Origin of the sequence: Niabella drilacis (assembly GCF_900101395.1) — a bacterium.
Taxonomy (GTDB): domain Bacteria; phylum Bacteroidota; class Bacteroidia; order Chitinophagales; family Chitinophagaceae; genus Niabella; species Niabella drilacis.
In genome coordinates this window covers 145,854-163,636 of sequence record NZ_FMZO01000002.1, presented here as the reverse complement: position 1 = coordinate 163,636, position 17,783 = coordinate 145,854, and the positions used below count along the sequence as shown (strand labels likewise).

At 47.1% G+C, this 17,783-nt stretch carries 14 protein-coding genes; 8 read left to right on the top strand and 6 right to left on the bottom strand.

Annotated features, from left to right (window positions below; genetic code table 11):
* Positions 1-7: 7 nt before the first annotated feature.
* Positions 8-1,423 (bottom strand): RagB/SusD family nutrient uptake outer membrane protein, encoded by a 1,416-nt coding sequence (locus BLS44_RS04065; RefSeq protein WP_176954310.1) that lies wholly within the window; start codon positions 1,421-1,423, stop codon positions 8-10.
* Positions 1,424-1,515: 92 nt separating this feature from the next.
* On the bottom strand, positions 1,516-4,647 hold the full coding sequence (locus tag BLS44_RS04060) for a SusC/RagA family TonB-linked outer membrane protein (RefSeq protein ID WP_090388772.1): 3,132 nt from the start codon (positions 4,645-4,647) through the stop codon (positions 1,516-1,518).
* 371 nt (positions 4,648-5,018) lie between these two features.
* Between BLS44_RS04060 and folD the strand changes: the two genes are divergently transcribed.
* The 3 genes from folD (at position 5,019) to BLS44_RS04045 (ending at position 7,547) form a co-directional block, all read left to right on the top strand.
* Positions 5,019-5,897 (top strand): bifunctional methylenetetrahydrofolate dehydrogenase/methenyltetrahydrofolate cyclohydrolase FolD, encoded by an 879-nt coding sequence (gene folD / locus BLS44_RS04055; protein WP_090388771.1) that lies wholly within the window; start codon positions 5,019-5,021, stop codon positions 5,895-5,897.
* Positions 5,898-6,036: 139 nt separating this feature from the next.
* Positions 6,037-6,618 (top strand): 7-carboxy-7-deazaguanine synthase QueE, encoded by a 582-nt coding sequence (locus BLS44_RS04050; protein WP_090388770.1) that lies wholly within the window; start codon positions 6,037-6,039, stop codon positions 6,616-6,618.
* Positions 6,619-6,677: 59 nt separating this feature from the next.
* Positions 6,678-7,547 (top strand): hypothetical protein, encoded by an 870-nt coding sequence (locus BLS44_RS04045; RefSeq protein ID WP_090388769.1) that lies wholly within the window; start codon positions 6,678-6,680, stop codon positions 7,545-7,547.
* A gap of 538 nt (positions 7,548-8,085) precedes the next feature.
* Here the strand turns inward: BLS44_RS04045 and ruvX are convergent.
* The 4 genes from ruvX to BLS44_RS04025 all read right to left on the bottom strand — a co-directional run bounded on the left by ruvX (position 8,086) and on the right by BLS44_RS04025 (position 10,903).
* The gene (ruvX, locus tag BLS44_RS04040) at positions 8,086-8,496 is read right to left on the bottom strand and encodes a Holliday junction resolvase RuvX (RefSeq protein WP_090388768.1); all 411 of its coding nucleotides are present in this window, start codon (positions 8,494-8,496) and stop codon (positions 8,086-8,088) included.
* Between the two features lie 160 nt (positions 8,497-8,656).
* Positions 8,657-9,592, bottom strand: a complete 936-nt coding sequence (locus tag BLS44_RS04035; protein ID WP_090388767.1) for a UbiA-like polyprenyltransferase — start codon at positions 9,590-9,592, stop codon at positions 8,657-8,659.
* Positions 9,593-9,712: 120 nt separating this feature from the next.
* Positions 9,713-10,240 carry an RNA methyltransferase gene (locus tag BLS44_RS04030; RefSeq protein WP_090388766.1) on the bottom strand — a complete coding sequence of 176 codons (528 nt, stop codon included), beginning with the start codon at positions 10,238-10,240 and terminating at the stop codon, positions 9,713-9,715.
* A gap of 93 nt (positions 10,241-10,333) precedes the next feature.
* Positions 10,334-10,903: an outer membrane beta-barrel protein gene (locus BLS44_RS04025; RefSeq protein WP_090388765.1), complete on the bottom strand. Its 570-nt coding sequence runs from the start codon at positions 10,901-10,903 to the stop codon at positions 10,334-10,336.
* 160 nt (positions 10,904-11,063) lie between these two features.
* Here BLS44_RS04025 and mutS point away from each other — a divergent pair, with 160 nt between their 5' ends.
* The 5 genes from mutS (at position 11,064) to BLS44_RS04000 (ending at position 17,764) form a co-directional block, all read left to right on the top strand.
* Positions 11,064-13,694, top strand: coding sequence for a DNA mismatch repair protein MutS (mutS, locus tag BLS44_RS04020; protein ID WP_090388764.1), 2,631 nt, complete (start codon positions 11,064-11,066; stop codon positions 13,692-13,694).
* A gap of 107 nt (positions 13,695-13,801) precedes the next feature.
* Positions 13,802-14,509: a hypothetical protein gene (locus BLS44_RS04015; RefSeq protein WP_090388763.1), complete on the top strand. Its 708-nt coding sequence runs from the start codon at positions 13,802-13,804 to the stop codon at positions 14,507-14,509.
* A gap of 191 nt (positions 14,510-14,700) precedes the next feature.
* On the top strand, positions 14,701-15,729 hold the full coding sequence (locus BLS44_RS04010; protein WP_090388762.1) for an ATP-binding protein: 1,029 nt from the start codon (positions 14,701-14,703) through the stop codon (positions 15,727-15,729).
* Between the two features lie 109 nt (positions 15,730-15,838).
* On the top strand, positions 15,839-16,582 hold the full coding sequence (gene bshB1 / locus BLS44_RS04005) for a bacillithiol biosynthesis deacetylase BshB1 (RefSeq protein WP_090388761.1): 744 nt from the start codon (positions 15,839-15,841) through the stop codon (positions 16,580-16,582).
* A gap of 99 nt (positions 16,583-16,681) precedes the next feature.
* On the top strand, positions 16,682-17,764 hold the full coding sequence (locus tag BLS44_RS04000; protein ID WP_090388760.1) for a fatty acid desaturase family protein: 1,083 nt from the start codon (positions 16,682-16,684) through the stop codon (positions 17,762-17,764).
* Positions 17,765-17,783: the final 19 nt, after the last annotated feature.

Here is a 17,783-nt window from a genome sequence, read left to right as displayed (position 1 = left end):
ATTTTGCTTATAAGGGATTTTGATCTGCACTTGTTAACGATTTATTTGCATCTATCTCAGCCTGGGGAAACTGCCATCTCCATTTGTTGCTGTTTGCCGGTATATTTAACATGCTCCAATGGATACCATCCCGTACCAGGGGCAGCTGGTATCTTTTCAGATCAAAGTAATTCCACCCTTCCTCTCCGTAAAGCTCCTTGCGTCTTTCTAATAAAATCTCACTGATTACATCTGCCTTTGCAGTGTAGGCAGACTTTATTGCACTGGGGTCGCGCTGCAATTGCAAAGCATAAAGCGTTGTTTTGGCATCCGGTATATTATTCATTTGCGCCTGCGCTTCTGCTTTAATCAAATGCATTTCGGCAGCGCGCATCATAACATAGTCACCGGACTTGGTAGCATTATCCCTGAACTTAATAGTAACCCATCTTTTCCATGGAAGGGAAGCACTTTGTCCTGGTGCAGCCAGAAATTTATACCGCATATCTGTTTCTGTAAAATTGGCTACAAAGGAGGAGTTAACATATATATCATTATAACGTGCAGAAAAATTGGTATTAGGCGTATTGGTCGGCTCTATATAACCAAACCAACCCGCATAAGATTTAGACTGGGTTCCATTAAACATCAGGCCCCAGATCCACTCTGAATTGCTTGCAGTATTGAACCCGTCGTTATATGACGCGGCAGACATTAAAGGATAGCCATTCATCGCGGTTTCCGCATTTGCGAGCGCTTTCGCCCAAAGTGTTTGGTCACTCATGGCCATTTCCTGGTATACTTCGGCCAAAAGACCTGCAGCAACATTCTTGTTGATCCTAAATTTGGCGATTCTTGTCGTGGGCAAATTCTGCACAGCTTCTTCCAGATCACTAACGATTAACGCATAAACTTCCTTTAGCGGGGCTCTTGGATTACCACTGACAGCAGCGTCAGCAGGAGTCGTGTAAATGGGTACGCCAGGAGCGTCAGGGTTGGTAGCATAGGAGAATTGATACGTTCTGGCTAAACAAAAGTACGCATAAGCCCTAAGCGCTTTCGCCTCGGCAATCAGCGGCGCTTTAACGGCATCACCATCCTGAAGATTAGGCGTATTAAGGATTATAGCATTGGCGTTGTTAATGGTTTTATAAAGCATATTCCAGGTAACACTGGTTCTTCCGCCGGTTGCCACCCGTCCGTACCCGTTATCAGACCAGTTCGTTTCATATAACCACCAGTTTCCCGGATCCGAGAACAGGTCGTTTCCTCTCACCTCAAAATTGAACTGCCAGGATTTAATACCATACATGTTCTGCTGGCCACCGGATGCATAATCCCGCAGCTCGCCATAGATCCCGACCAATGCATTATTAACGCCTTCCTTCGACCCGAAAATCACTGTCGGATCCAAGCTGCCGTCTGAGGGTACTACCTCATTCAAAAAGCTTTTTTTGCATGAGCTAACTAAAAAGAGCAGGCAAAACGGCAAAGTGATTCTAAGAATATTTTTCATTATATACTATAATTAATATTTTATAAATTAACATTTACACCAAATGATATTGATTTATAAACTGCAGAGTTATTATTGGCACTTGCACCATTTAAGCCGCCTTCTTCCGGGTCAAATCCTTTTCTGCCAAAGAACGTAAGCGGATTTTGCATATCTACATAAAACCGGACCCGGTTAATTTTATAGCGTTCAATAATCTTTTTGGGGATGTTATAGCCCATTGTAACATTTCTGACCCTTGCAAAAGAGCCATCGTACAGGAACCTGGTTGATACGGAAGTAGGCTGGTAGTCTGTTGTCTGCATTAATTTAGGAGTAATCCCGTCACCCGGGTCACTGGGGCTCTTCCAGCTGTTTAAAATATCAGGGCTCCAGTTTTGCCCAACCGACGTACCGATACCACCATGCATTAAAGCAGCGTAGTTATAGTCATACACTTTACCGCCGTGACTTACAGAAATAAGGAAACTCAGATCAATATCTTTATACCGTACATAGTTAGAAATACCGCCCGACCATGCCGGCAGGGAAGACCCTTTAAAATACCTCGTGGCCTCGCTGTATGTTTTAGTGATATCCTTACCGGTCACTTTGCCGTCGCCATCTAACACATCCTTATACCACATCGGCCGGCCGTCAGCCATATCTACCCCTGCATACTCTCTGATATAATAATTGTAAACCGATTTCCCTTCAGAAAGCATACTCAATCCCGATCCGGCAACATCTTTATGATTAGGGAGCTCCAATACCTTATTTTTTATCGTAGTAAAATTGAGGCTGGTTGTCCATAAAAAGTCGCCATTGCTAATATTCCTCGTATTGAAATCCACCTCGTAACCTTTGTTAGATACCTTTGCAATATTTGAAGTAACCGAACTTACCCCCGATGATGGCGGCAAAGGTTTGGCAAACAGTAACCCATCCGATACCCGGTCAAAATACGTGAATGAACCTGTAATCCTGTTATTCCAAAATCCAAAATCAAGCCCTAAATCCAGGGTCTTTTGCTTTTCCCAGCTAAGGAGACCATTTGTAACCGAGGAAATAACCGAGCCCGAAAAATCAGCAATATTCCAACCTGCATCATAAAGACCCAGGTACGGGAAGAAGGAACTGGTAGCCGAGTTCCCTGTAGTACCATAACTTACTCTTAATTTCAGATCGCTTACCACATCAGAATGGAAGAAGGATTCCCGGTTAATATTCCAGGCAAACCCTGCAGAATAAAACTTGCCCCATCTTACGCTATCGGCAAACCTGGTTGAAGCGTCCGTTCTGGCAGACAGCGATAAGTGATACCTGTCGAATACATCATAATTCAGACGGCCGAAATAGCTTACCATCCTGTTATTATAAGACCAGGAACTTGCTGTAATCGGGTTGGAACCATAATCCAACTCGGTAACATCGGGGAATGTAAAACCCCTGTTTTCGGCTGCAACATTTCCATTATTCCATCTGTAAGCCTCCATACCCAATACCACATTGATATGATTGGCTTTATCCAGGCTTTTATCATAAGTAAGCGTATTCGTAAACGTTTGCGAGCTGGTCACGTCTCTTTCTTTGTAACTTCTCCCTTTGTATGCAGCGCCATCACCTAAAAACGGGTTATAGTACTGATTGGCAGAATACAGATAATAATCAATTACATATTGCGTACGGAAATCCAGCCCGGGCAACAGATGCGCTTCCGCGTATCCATTCAATGAAGTAATAAACCGGTCATAGGAGGTCTGGTTCAGCGTAACAGCCCCCAGGGCATTGGAGCCCGCTCCATATGGCCTTGTCTGCTGCCCGTTGTTACCATAATCAAGTATCTTATTTCCCTTTGCGTCTAAAATATAGGAGCCGGTAGCCGTATCTACCAAATAAGCCGGAAATATGCTGGATGCGCTTCTGATCCACTGGATCGAATTGGAATAAGCGGAACCGCCCTGTGCCGGATAAGACTGGTTCGAATAGCTCACATTTGTATTTAAGCCCGCCTTAAGCCAGCTGCTGATCTTTGTATCTACTTTGATCCTGGTAGAGTATCTCTTGAAAAAAGAGCTGACTACCAGACCCGGGTCGTCCAGGTATTGACCTGAGATAAAATATTTTGTTTTATCGGTTCCGCCGGAAATGGACAGATCGGCCTGTTTTCTGTGGCCAACCCTTAACAGCTGTTTTGACCAGTCTTCATTCCATAATAAAGAAGCGCCCGGAACAATTTTTCCATCTAACCCAACCGGCTGAGCCATCCTGTAAGGATTATATGCGATTAACCCCGCTACCGTTTTGGAAGCATAAGCAGCAGCGCTCGTAACGCCGGCCTGGGTAATCAGTGTCGGGTTTAAATCCGCCTCATTTTTGAGCGCTAACCAGGTCGTCTCATAAATTTGACCGGTACTCAGGTATTTATAATCAGGAACCGCTCTTGAAGAAAAACCATATAAAAAAGAAGCATCGATCTTTGTGGGACCATTGCCCTGTTTAGTGGTAATCTGCAAAATTCCATTTGCTGCCCGGGAACCATACAAGGCGGTTGAAGAAGCATCCTTCAAAACGGTAATGCTTTCAATATCATTGGGGTTGATACTATTAATATTACCGGCATAGGGCGCCCCGTCAAGCAGGATCAAGGGGTCAGACGAAGCACTGAGCGAGCCAATACCCCGTATTCTGATAGTGGCATTTTCGCCGGGCTGACCGCTACCGCTGACGGCAAGTACTCCACTTGCCTGTCCCTGAAGCACGTTGGTAAGAGAGCTCACCTGCATATCCTTAAACTTATCCGAGTTGATCACAGATGCAGTTCCGGTAAAAGCTTTCCGTTTTGTTGCCCCATAAGCAGTTACCACTACCTCTTCAATAGTTTGGGACGCAGTCTTTAGAACCACCGCCAAAGGTGATCCCGGCGAGGGAACCTCCTGTGAAACAAATCCTGTAGCGGAAACACTTAAAGTAGCACCATTTTTAATTTGAATACTAAAAACCCCGGCTTCATTGGCTGCAACAGCATGAGCAGCCCCTTTTTCAGCAATTGTAGCAAACGGAATAGCCTTTCCGCTTTCATCTGTTACCGTTCCGGTAATCACCCTGGTTTGAGAAAAAGCCAGAAATGAAAAACCCATAAGCATTGTCAAGAGCAATACAACTTTTCTCATGTACTTTTTTGTTAAAGATTATTAGTCAATTTTTTGAAGGTTACAGTCACATTAAACAGTTGTTAGTCATAAAATATCGCTAAACCTCCATACCTTGCAAAATACATTTTTTTAACAGTTAATTTATGTTTTTTTAACCTTTCCTTATAAAAACATTCACTACAAGATCAACCGTTAGTTGTTTAGACAACCTTATAAATTGATTTTCATCAATTTATACAACAATTAAAACATTAAATATTTTCGAAAAAATTGATCAAAATCAAGAGTTGTATTGAAAATATACTAACAATACTGCGCTTCCCTATCCTTTCGCCTTTCCGGATAAAATTTTTACCCCTGCTCCCAAACTTTATGTAGGTTTGCAGCCTATGCAACTACTGAACGGAAAAGAAACAGCAAAAGTGCTCCTGGATTCCCTTGAAATTGATGTAGCCCAGCGTGCGGCTACCGGTAAAAAAGTGCCGCACCTGGCGGCCATTCTCGTGGGGAATAACGGGGCCAGTGAAACCTATGTAGCCTCTAAAGTAAAAGCCTGTAATGAGATCGGCTTTGTATCTACCCTTATTCATTTTGAAGAAGACGTAACGGAGCTGAAACTCCTGGAGAAAATAGAAGAACTCAATGAAGATATGGACGTGGACGGCGTCCTGGTGCAATTGCCACTGCCGGAACATATTTCAGAAAAAAAAGTAATTGAGACCATTGATCCGTCTAAAGACGTGGATGGATTTCACCCGGTGAACATTGGTAAGATGACCCTGGGAGAGAAAGAAGCTTATGTTTCTGCCACGCCTTACGGGATCATGCTGTTGCTGGAACATCATAAGATCGAAACAAAAGGGAAGCATGCAGTGGTGATCGGGAGAAGCCATATTGTGGGCCGCCCCATGAGCATCCTGCTGAGCAACAATACCAACCCTGGTAATTGCACGGTCACACTCTGTCATTCAAAAACCACTAATCTCAAAGAAATTTGCCTGCAGGCAGATATTATTGTTGCCGCCATCGGCATCCCCGAATTTGTTAAGGCGGATATGGTAAAGGAAGGAGCAGTGGTAATTGATGTTGGTATCACCCGGATCAAGGACGCTACAAAAAAATCGGGCCACCGCCTGGTGGGTGATGTGGATTTTAAAAATGTAGCACCCAAAACAAGCTTTATCACACCGGTTCCCGGAGGCGTAGGCCCCATGACCATCGCGGCTTTAATGAAGAATACATTTAAGGCCTGTGACGAGCGCAATTAAAAATGAGGGAATGTGTTCATTGAAAAATGAGTTTTACGTTCTGCATTAATGGTATTTTTGTATTTTAACAGGTTCATCAGTCATCAGTCATCAGTCATCAGATACCGCCCCAGTAGCATTTAATGGTACCTACCCGGTAATGGAGCATTTTTACACCATCCAGGGCGAGGGCTATCACCAGGGGAAAGCCGCCTATTTTATCCGGCTGGGAGGATGTGATGTGGGGTGTACCTGGTGCGATGTAAAAGAGAGCTGGCCTTTTGATGCCCATCCCCTCTGGCCCGTTGCAGATATCGTTGAAGCAGTCAAAAAAACACCGGCCCGCATTGCCGTAATTACCGGTGGCGAACCCCTGCTGCACCCGCTGGACGGCCTCACAACCGCGCTCCGCGAAAACGGTATCGCTACCAATATTGAAACCTCCGGATCCGCTCCCCTGTCCGGTGAATGGGACTGGATCTGCCTCTCTCCTAAAAAATTCAAACAACCCCTGCCGGCGATCCTGCCCGGGGCCCACGAATTAAAGATCATTGTTTACAATAAAACGGATTTTGCCTGGGGTGAGCAATTTGCGGCCCAGGTATCACCCGGCTGTAAACTTTATCTGCAACCGGAATGGAGCAAAGCCGCCCAAATGACACCGCTCATTATTGACTACATCAAGGACCACCCTCAATGGGAACTGAGCTTACAGATCCATAAATACATAAATGTCCCATAGCGTTCAGTGCCGGAACGCAGCTGTTGCGTTCCGCTAATCACTACCGTCTTTCTATTTATATGAGAAAGACTACTGCCTTAACTACCCTGCTGCTGTTTGCCGGCTTTTTTGCATTTTCGCAGGACTCCATTTTTATATCCGGCCAAAAAACAATTGCTGCCAAAGTTTATGAAGTGAACCGGATTTTCGTAAAGTTCCTTTTTCCCGGCAACAAGAGCTTCAGAAGAATTTCACTGAGTGTTGTTGATTCTATTAAATACGGAGATGGCACCACCGACAAGACCGTAAGCAACTACTGGCAAAAACGGAATGCAGCCCGGGAGTACCGGGAGCACCAACGCCTTCTTGCCCGGGAAAAAATGCGACAAGCCCTAATAAACCGGAAAAGGCGAAACAGCTTTATTGACCCCGCGCCCAATCGCTTTTCACTGGGGGCACAGGCAATGACCACCTCCTTATTTTTGGTGAAACCATTATCTCCGGGCGCCGATCTTTCTGCAGCACTTGGCATGCATGCTACGTATGAAAGAGCCCTCGTTAAAAACCGCATCGGAATTGCGGTCTCCGGTTTCCGGAGCTGGAATAAGCAAGCCGAAGGTTTTCAGGTAGCGGCAAGGTATTTTTTTATGAACCGGCCGGAATTTCGCATTGGCGCCGGCCCCATGTTCTTCTGTTCAAACACTTATTTCCGTACCATAAAAAAACGATCCTGGAGCAGCTATTACTACACAGGCCTTGATGGTATCAATAAGGATACGACCATACGAACCCCTGCAACAAGTATCGGGGGAAATCTTAATATCCAGGTAAATTTTGGAAAGCGGTTTTTTATGTCGAATGACCTGTTTGCCGGCGTCACCAACTATAAAAAAAGCAGTTCAGAAAAAGCACTTTTTATGTGCCGGGTGGGGGTCGGGGTCCGGTTTTGAACAGACCACCATTAGGGGTCGGTATTCAGGACAATATTGGGCGTCATCTGAGAATCCGGAATTTGAAGATTTGAATCCCGAAGAACTTCGCATGTGCGTCAGGATAAAAAACAGGTTATTGCTATAGAATGTAGCACGAATAAACCTTTGGAGCCCCCAAGCCCCGTTTTTTGATAGCAAACAGGCGCAGCGCGCCGTAAATCATGGTAACAAGAACTTCCAGGGACTTGCCCATAGCCGCAGCGCGGCGGGAATCTTTTGGGGAAGATTTATATTACCGGTGCGCTGCACCTCTATTCCATCTGGTGTCCGTTGCTAATAAACGTAACGCTGCGCTGCAGCTTTTGTCTTTGACCACTAAATTTGTAATATTAACTTGACGCATATGCGAAGAACTTCGGGTATGAGGCGGATCCGGCGTCAAACATTAAACCTAACCCGCCGTGAATGTCCGGGGTTTGGGGCAAAACCCTACCCGTGACCTGTGAGCAATAAAAACGGATGCACCTTGAAACCTTGAGCTTTAAACGGGCAACTTCTAAGCCCGGCCGAGGTATTCCTGCAATATAATGGTTGCAGCGATCTCGTCCACCAGGGCTTTGTTCCGGCGTTGTTTTTTTTTGAGGCCCATTTCCAGCATGGCATCCTTTGCCATTTTGGAGGTGTAGCGTTCATCAACCCCTTCGATGGGCAGGTTGGGAAAATATTTTTTCAGCTCCTTTACTGCTTTTTTTACCAGCGGCGTGGCGTGCGTATCCGAATCATCCCAATTCCTGGGCTCGCCGATAATGATCTTTTCCACCAGTTCCTGCTGGAAATACTTTTTCAGAAAAGGGATCAGCTCGCGTGAATCGATGGTTGTTAACCCTGTAGCAATGATCTGCATAGGGTCCGTTACTGCGATGCCGGTGCGTTTTAAACCATAATCAATTGCAAGAATCCTGGACATTAAAATATAAAATAAGAAATGTAAAATTATGAACGGGGAACCAGAGTTGAGCAGCCTGCTTTCCGTGTTTTGAAACAACATTCAACCATATTTAACCCGCCGGTGTCATTAAGCAGCGAACCCACGGATCTAACGCGCCCCGGTGGCCACCGGAAAAACGTCAAACCTGGAACCTGAAAAACATATCCATGATCACAAAAACAGCAAATACCACCGAGGCGATGCCATTGGCAGTCATAAAAGCCAGGTTCACCCTGCGCAGATCGCCGGGTTTTACAATACTGTGCTGGTAAATCAGCATCCCCACAAAAACGGCTACACCGGCCCAGTACAGAACCCCGAAATTACCCTTAAACGCTGCTGCAATAACCGCCACAGCGCTCAACAGGTGTAAGAGCTCCGACACCCGGAGCGCCTTCCTGCCACCCAGTACGGAAGGAATGGAGTATAATTCGTTGTGCCGGTCAAAGGCTTCATCCTGCAAAGCATAAATAATATCAAACCCGCTTACCCAGAAAAGAACGGCAAAGGAAAAAAGTACCGGCAAGGTGTCAAATGCCCCGGTTACCGCCAGGTAGGCACCAATCGGAGCCAGGGATAACCCCAGCCCCAGCACCAGGTGGCACAGCGCCGTAAAACGTTTGGTATAACTGTACCCCAGCACGACCAGCAATGCAGCGGGTGATAAATAAAAACAAAGACTATTGATAAAATACGCCGCTACAATAAACAATATACTATTCAGTACAGTAAACCATAATACACTCCGGGCAGACAGGACCCCCGCAGGTATCTCCCGCACCGCCGTGCGCGGGTTAAGCGCGTCATACTTCCGGTCGAGGTACCGGTTAAAGGACATAGCGGCATTACGGGCAAAAACCATACACAACAGCACCAGGAGGAAGAGCCAGCCTTTTTCCCGGAAAAGATAAAGGGACTTGTTCCACATGGTGGGCAGGATACCGGTGGCATTGGGCGACTGATCACTGATATCCGTATCCCTGATGCCCAGGAAAAAACCGATGAAAGCAAAAGGCATAGCAAAAATGGTGTGCGAGAACTTTACAAGACTCAGGTAATTCTTTGTAACAGACATTCGGCAAATGTACTGTTCTTCAGGCAACCGGCAAGCATACCTGTTTCAGTTATCAGTCGTCCGTTTTCAGGAGTTGTCAGCCATCAGCGCCGGGTACCAGATCACATGAAACGTTAAACCTCAAACCCTGGTACGTACCAGCTCCCAAAGTACCACACCCGCCGCCGTGGCAATATTGAGTGAATGCTTCATACCCAGCTGGGGGATCTCCAGGCACCCATCGCACAAAGCGATGGTCGACTGCTCCACCCCGCTCACCTCATTTCCAAACACCACTGCAATTTTTGTATGACCATCCCACTGTAACTGGTGCAATTTCCTGCTTTGAGCCACCTGCTCAACGGCCAGTATGGTATACCCATCCTGCCGTAATGTGGCAATAGCCGCCCCGGCATTGGCAAAATGCTGCCAGCTAACGGTCTCTTCTGCCCCCAGGGCTGTTTTCTTTATTTCTTTATGCGGTGGCTTTGCAGAATACCCGGTCACATAGATCGCTTCAACCAAAAATGCGTCGCTCGTCCGGAATACGCTGCCCACATTATAGGCACTGCGGATATTTTCCAGCACAACGATGATCGGCATCTTTTCTGACTCCCTGAACTCGGCCACCGACTTCCGCCCTAACTCTTCCATGCTTAATTTACGCATGGCGCAAAAATAAACGGATACCGGTTATTATACAATAAAAAGCCGCCCCGGGTGTACCCGGGGCGGCCGATAAGTTATTCTGCTACGGATCCGTTATCTCATATCATCCCGTACCTGCTTCAGTTTGGATCCGGGCAAATGGATCTGGAAGCCCAGGTTTAGACTCGGAGCAAAAGCCGCACTTTTATTGCCGGCACCGGTTATAAAATTGGCTTTGGCCAGTAACTCCAGCGCCACATTTTCCGTTACAAAATAAGCCAGTCCCGGCCCGATGCCTCCTTCAAAGCCATTTGTAGAATTACCGCCCCCGTTGGTTCCTCCAACCCCGGCATTTGCTTCCCCAAAAAAGCGGGTCTGCTTCACCAGGCTTACCTGGTCCTCACCAAAATAATACCGAGCCATGGGTCCTACAAAATAATTAAAGGACGGCCCGCGGCCGCGGCCGGCATCCACACCAAAACGAACCTCCCCTCCTAATGCAAAGTTATCCTGTATAAACCATGCTGCCTTGGGCGACAGGTTGAATTTGAAGCTCTTTTCTGTGGTGTTCCCGTTTATGGCTGCGATACTTCCGCCAATAATATAATACCCTTTCTGTGTCTGCGCCTGCGCAGCTAGAGCCATCGTAGCAAAAGCTACGGCCGAAAGCAATAATTTCTTCATAAACTATCTATTTTGGGGAACTAAGCCCAACAATTATGCCACAACCAGAAATATCCTTGTAAATCAATCTGTTTATTGATAAGCGGCGTCCCCCGCGCTCCTTCTTTTTTGACAGTGTTACCACCCCCACAAACGCTGTTTTATCCTATTTTTGCGCTCCATGGCAAAGGCAAAGAATAATAACCCGAACGATACTCCACTGATGCAGCAGCACAAGGCTATTAAACAAAAATATCCCGATGCAGTGTTGCTGTTCCGTGTAGGCGACTTTTACGAAACCTTTGGCCAGGATGCCGTGATCGCATCCCAGGTGCTGGGCATCACGCTCACCAAAAGGAACAACGGAGCAGCAGCCTCGCTGGACCTGGCGGGCTTCCCGCATCATTCGCTCGACACCTATCTACACAAACTGGTTAAAGCCGGCTACCGCGTAGCTATCTGCGACCAGCTGGAAGACCCCAAACAGGCAAAAGGCATTGTTAAAAGAGGGGTTACGGAGATGCTGACCCCCGGCACGGCAGTTAATGATAAACTGCTGGAGCACAACAGTAATAATTTCCTGGCGGGTATCCATTTTGCAGACAATGACCAGTTTGGCATTGCGTTCCTGGACCTGTCTACCGGTGAATTCTTTGTAGCCGAAGGCGACCGTGAGTACGCCGACAAGCTCTTACAAAGCTTTCGTCCTGCCGAAGTCGTATTTCAGCGGCATCAGCAAAAGAAATACAAGGAATATTTTGGCAGCAAGACCTATATCTACACGCTGGATGAGTGGATCTTTGACAAAAATTATACGGAGGATGTGCTGCTCAAGCACTTTCAGACCCACTCGCTGAAAGGATTTGGCATCGCCGCTATGGAGAACGGGATCATCGCTGCCGGCGCCGTGATCCATTACCTTAAAGATACGGAACATCCCAACCTGCAGCATATTACCTCCATCGGCAGCATCCATAAGAATGATTTTTTATGGATGGATAAATTCACCATCCGGAACCTTGAACTTGCAGGGGGACCGGCGGATGGGCAGCATACCCTTTTAAAGGTACTGGACAACACCGTATCCCCCATGGGCGCGCGCCTGCTCAAACGGTGGATCATTTTTCCTTTAATCGATCTTCATAAAATCAACGAGCGGCTGGATGTGGTAGAGGTATTGATCAAAGACCCGGAGCTTCGGCAGTCGCTGATACAATCCATAAAACTTTGCGGCGATATAGAACGGCTTGTAGCCAAGATCCCCACTAAAAAGATCAACCCCAGGGAAGTCCTGCAGCTTGCCCGCGGCTTACAACAGGTTGCGCTCATCAAGCAGGTGTGCCTGGCCCAGAGCAATCCCTATCTGAAACGGATCGGCGACGCCTTAAACCCCTGTCCCGTTATTGCCGAAAAGATCTTCCGGGAGATCATCGAACAGCCTCCTGCCACGATCCTCAAAGGGGGCGTTATTCAAAACGGTATCCTTCCAGAACTGGATGAACTGCGTACCATTTCCAAAGACGGGAAGGCCTACCTCACAGAACTTCAGGTAAGAGAAGCAGAGCAAACCGGCATCAGCTCCCTGAAAGTAGGTTTCAATAACGTATTCGGGTACTACCTGGAAGTGACCAATGTACATAAGAACAAAGTACCGGAAAACTGGATCCGCAAGCAAACACTGGCCAATGCAGAGCGCTATATAACACCGGAATTAAAGGAATACGAGGAAAAGATCACCGGCGCCGAAGACAAGATCCTGCAACTTGAGCTGCAATTATACGACCAGCTGCTCAATGAGCTTTCCGATTACCTGGCCCCGGTTCAGGCAAACGGCAACCTCATCGCCGTCCTCGACTGCCTGGGTTGCTTTGCACACAATGCCATCCACTATCAGTATAAAAAACCCACGCTGCATGAAGAGGCATCCTGGAGTATAAAAGAAGGGCGGCACCCGGTAATAGAACGGAACCTGCCTGTTGGAGAGCCCTATATACACAATGATCTTGAACTGAATAAAACAGAACAACAGATCATTATCCTCACCGGTCCCAACATGAGCGGTAAATCAGCATTGCTGCGCCAGACGGCGCTGATTACCCTGATGGCCCATATGGGCAGTTTTGTTCCCGCAACCGAAGCGCATATATCGCTGACTGATAAAATCTTTACCCGGGTGGGCGCATCCGATAATCTTAGTGGCGGGGAAAGTACCTTTATGGTTGAGATGAACGAAACAGCCTCTATCATCAATAATATTACAGATAAAAGCCTGGTGCTGCTGGACGAGATCGGCCGGGGTACTTCTACCTATGACGGGATCTCTATTGCCTGGAGTATCGCCGAATACCTGCATCAGTCGCCCCACCAGCCCAAGACCCTGTTTGCAACACATTACCACGAGCTCAATGAGCTGGAAGCCAGGCTGGAGCGGGTCAAAAACTACCATGTCACCAATAAAGAGATCGGCAACAAGATCATTTTCCTGCGCAAGCTGGCCCGCGGCGGCAGCACGCACAGTTTTGGTATCCATGTGGCCAAAATGGCCGGCATGCCTCCAGCACTCATCCGGAGGGCCAATGAAATACTCAGCCAGCTGGAAAACAAACATGTAAACGAGACAGACGAAGATCCAAGGACAATAAAGGAAAAGATCAAAGATGTAAATGCCCCCAAGTTTCAGCTCTCGATCTTTGATGCGCACAGCGAAACTTTTGAAGGCATCCGGAAAGCACTGACCGATATCGACATCAACCGCCTTACCCCGGTTGAAGCACTGCTGAAACTGCAGGAGATCAAAGCAAAGATTCAATAACGACCGGGCCGCCAGGAACCGGCTCCCTTACTAAAAAAAATGGCCGGATTGTTGCGTATAGCCCCCCGGATACGTCTTCATTAAAGATAAACCGCTGCCATAACAATATGGATCAATCTAACAAACTATTCAGTATCATTTGGAGGCCACTCCTGGCCTGCTGTCTTCTTTTTGCATCCTGTCAAAAAGAAGACCTGCAGCCGGAAACAATCATTGACCCCGTAGAAGGACGCGTGCTCGCTGCCGACACCCTGAGGTCCGGAAGCCTCCTGGGCATGCAGATCGGCGAAAATCACGAAGCGGTCTATGAAAAGATCAGGCAGATCGGAATCGAAAAAAATATCGACATCCTGTGGGTCACCAACCCGCAATTTTCAGGAATCGAGGTACTAAAGGGAAAGCTGGGTTACTACTCCGACCTCCGGCTGAGCAGTCAATGGGTTCCCTCAGACTATATACTATTCCAGATCGAGAACGACCGGATAAAAGCTATTTACAACCCGGAGGGCCGGCAACTTCCCAAATGGCCGGCGGGCCGGCAATACCGCTACACTATTAATGTAGGCGACCCTGCCAGCCAGGTTTACAACAAGATGCTGGAACTGCAGTCTATGAAAAAATACAAAGACTATTTCACCGCCATCTCGGCCTTTGCAAAGCTGATCAGCAAACCCTACGACAGCCGGATGTCTGCCTCCTCCGAATGGTACTTAAATTACCGGCAGCCGGACCAGAAGAACATCACCAGGAATACCCTGCTGTTCAAAGAAGGGGTTTTAAAGGAAATAAGGACCCTTGTACAGGCAGCGCCTTAGATAGGAAAAGCTGTCAAATGGGAAAAGATGAAACCGGATCGAACACGCGTCAATAGCGCAAAAGGATAAACCGAAATCTAACGTTAAACCGGAATAATCTGATAATTTGGAAATTCATCCTGCCCATGATCTGTAAGAAGTAAAGCACGGCAAGCGGTGATCAAAAAGCATCGAAGGAAGAGGTAGACGCTATGTATCGTGACCAACGATTTGGTACGGAAACATCTAAAACGATTACAGGTACCACCATCGAAATGCTGCATGGTCCTTCTTTAAGGGAATACAGGGATTATTTACGACGGCTGGAACAATCGCACCCCTACAACAGGCTTACGGATGAAGCGTTCCTGGAAAAACTGCGCATTACAGAGAAAGGAACACTTACCTATGGCGGCCTGCTGTTTTTCGGCAACAACGGGGCTATACAAAACATATTTAACGACTTCAGAATTGATTATCTTGAAATACCCGGTACCAGTTACCAGGATGCACCCATAAGATATGCTTACCGGATGGATGAACAGGAAAATATATGGCAATACTTTTTTGCCCTTTTCAGGCGTATCGCCGGGGCGGTTGAGGTGCCGTTCCAATTAACCCCGGAAGGATTTGCTACAGAAGAGCAGCCACAGCTTGGCGCGCTGCGGGAAGCACTGGTTAACCTCCTGATGCATACGGATTATTTTAGCGTAATGAAACCCCGTATCCGTGTATTTACGGATAAGATCGAGTTCCTGAACCCGGGGGCTTTGCCACAATCGCTTGAAAAAATACGGGCAGGAGATCTGTCATTACCCCGCAATCCCGTTATCGCCAAACTGTTTAGAATCATAAATCTTGCCGAAAATGCCGGGTATGGATTAGGAAAAATGGAATCGGGATGGATGCAATACAGCAAGAGCAAACCCCTGATTGAGCAAGGCATTGATTTTACCCGGATCGAATTTAAATTCTCCCGGAAAGGTGGTCAAAAAGGTGGTCAAAAAGGTGGTCAGAAAAGTGGTCAGAAAGGTGGTCAGAAAATTTTACTGGGCACGCCCCAAAAAGAGCTATTACAGGTGTTAAAGAAAAACCCTTCGGTGAGCAGGAAAACATTGGCCATAGCTTTTGGCATCAACGAGTCTGCCATACAAAAACATCTGGATGCGTTAAAAATAAAAGGGATCATTGAACGAAAGGGTGCCCCACGCGGTGGGCAATGGATTATTAAAGTGCCCTGAGCGATCATTCACAGGACTCATTTAAACTTTCTTGCTTTTTCTTTTGTTTCTTTGCCGGTAAGATACAGGCAGGTTACCTGCCCCCGGGACAAAAAACAAACACTCGTTAATGAAATTAGATATACTCGCAATAGGCGTGCACCCCGATGATGTGGAACTGTGCTGCGCCGGAACACTGCTCAGGGAAATACAGTCCGGCAAAAAGGCCGGCATTATCGACCTTACCCAGGGCGAACTGGGAACAAGAGGAACCAAGGAGACCCGTTACGAGGAAGCAGCCGAAGCTGCCCGGATCATGGGAGTATCCATCCGGGAGAACCTGAAAATGCGGGATGGCTTTTTCCGGAACGATGAAGCGCATCAGCTCCAGCTGATCAAAGTGATCCGGAAATACCGGCCCGAGATCATCCTGGGAAATGTGCTGGAGGACCGCCACCCGGATCACGGCCGTGCCGGGCACCTCATCAACGACGCCTGCTTCTTATCCGGCCTGGCAAAAATCGAAACGACAAACGACGACGGTACCCCCCAGGAAAAATGGCGCCCCTCCTATTTTTTCCAGTATATGCAGGATTGGTACCACGAGCCCAATGTGCTGATCGACATTACCCCGGTGATCGATATCAAAATGAAAGCCATCGGGGCCTATGCCACCCAGTTCTATACCGGCCAAACAGACCCTAACGACCCTGAGCCCCAAACTTATATCTCAACACCGGGCTTCAGGGAAAGTATTCTTGCCAGAAGCCGGATGCTTGGCAAACGTATTGGTGTACAATACGCTGAAGGCCTGCTGACTACGAAAGTGATCGGGATGGAAAACCTTTCTTCAGTCATCCTCAACGAAACCTGACCTGAAACGTTAAAATAAAAGAAAATATTTTATCATAATTTGCAACAGCGGGCTGACGCATTTTAGTTACCTTTGCAGCCCAATAAAATTAATCTAACAATGGCTTTTCCCAAGTTTGCGACTCCGCCGCCACCTTCATTTCATACGGTTCTCAAAAATCGGATACACGATTATTTTGAATCAAAAGGGGTACGCAGTACCGGAAATTTCCGGCTTTATTCCAAAGCCTTGTTCCTGGTGGCCGGCTTCCTGGCCACCTATATCCACCTGGTGTTTTTTACTCCTTCAACCGCCTGGGCTATTGTTGAGTGCCTGCTGCTGGGGCTGTTCACCTCCGCTATCGGGTTCAACATCATGCACGACGGGGCACACGGAAGCTTTAGCAGCAAGCCCTGGGTGAACACATTGGCCGCCTCTTCATTGAACTTCCTGGGTGCCAATACTTTTATGTGGAAGATGAAGCACAACGTGATCCACCATGCCTACACCAACATCGATGGTATTGATGACGACCTGGATGCCAAACCTTTTTTAAGACTGTGCGAAACCCAGAAATATTACAAGATGCACCGCTACCAGCATCTTTACTTCTGGTTGGCTTATTCCCTGTTGTATCTTTTCTGGATCTTTTTCTCCGATTATAAAAAGTATTTTACCGGCAAGGTGGGTGATATCCCTTTAAAGAAAATGAAGGCCAAAGACCATATCACCTTCTGGGGTTTTAAACTCCTTCATATTTTTTTATTCGTAGCGTTCCCCATTTACATGCTGGGCTTTGAAGACTGGCTGATCGGGTTCCTTGTTTATACACTTTTTTCCGGTTTTGTCCTGAGCGTTGTTTTTCAATTGGCGCATACTGTGGAGGACACCCATTTCCCCGTTGTTAATACACAGAACAACAAGGTAGACGACGAATGGGCTATTCACCAACTGAAGACTACGGCTAATTTTGCAACCAGGAACCGGCTGGCCTGCTGGTTTATGGGAGGGCTGAACTTCCAGGTAGAACATCACCTGTTTCCAAAGATCTCGCATATCCACTACCCCCGGATCAACAAGATCATCAAAAACACCTGTGCCGAATTTAATGTAAGCTATATCGAATATCCCCAGGTACGCCACGCTTTTGTTTCTCACGTATCCTATTTAAAGGATCTGAGCAGACCGAATAGCGGGCATTAAGGCTGCACAGGAGGCCGGC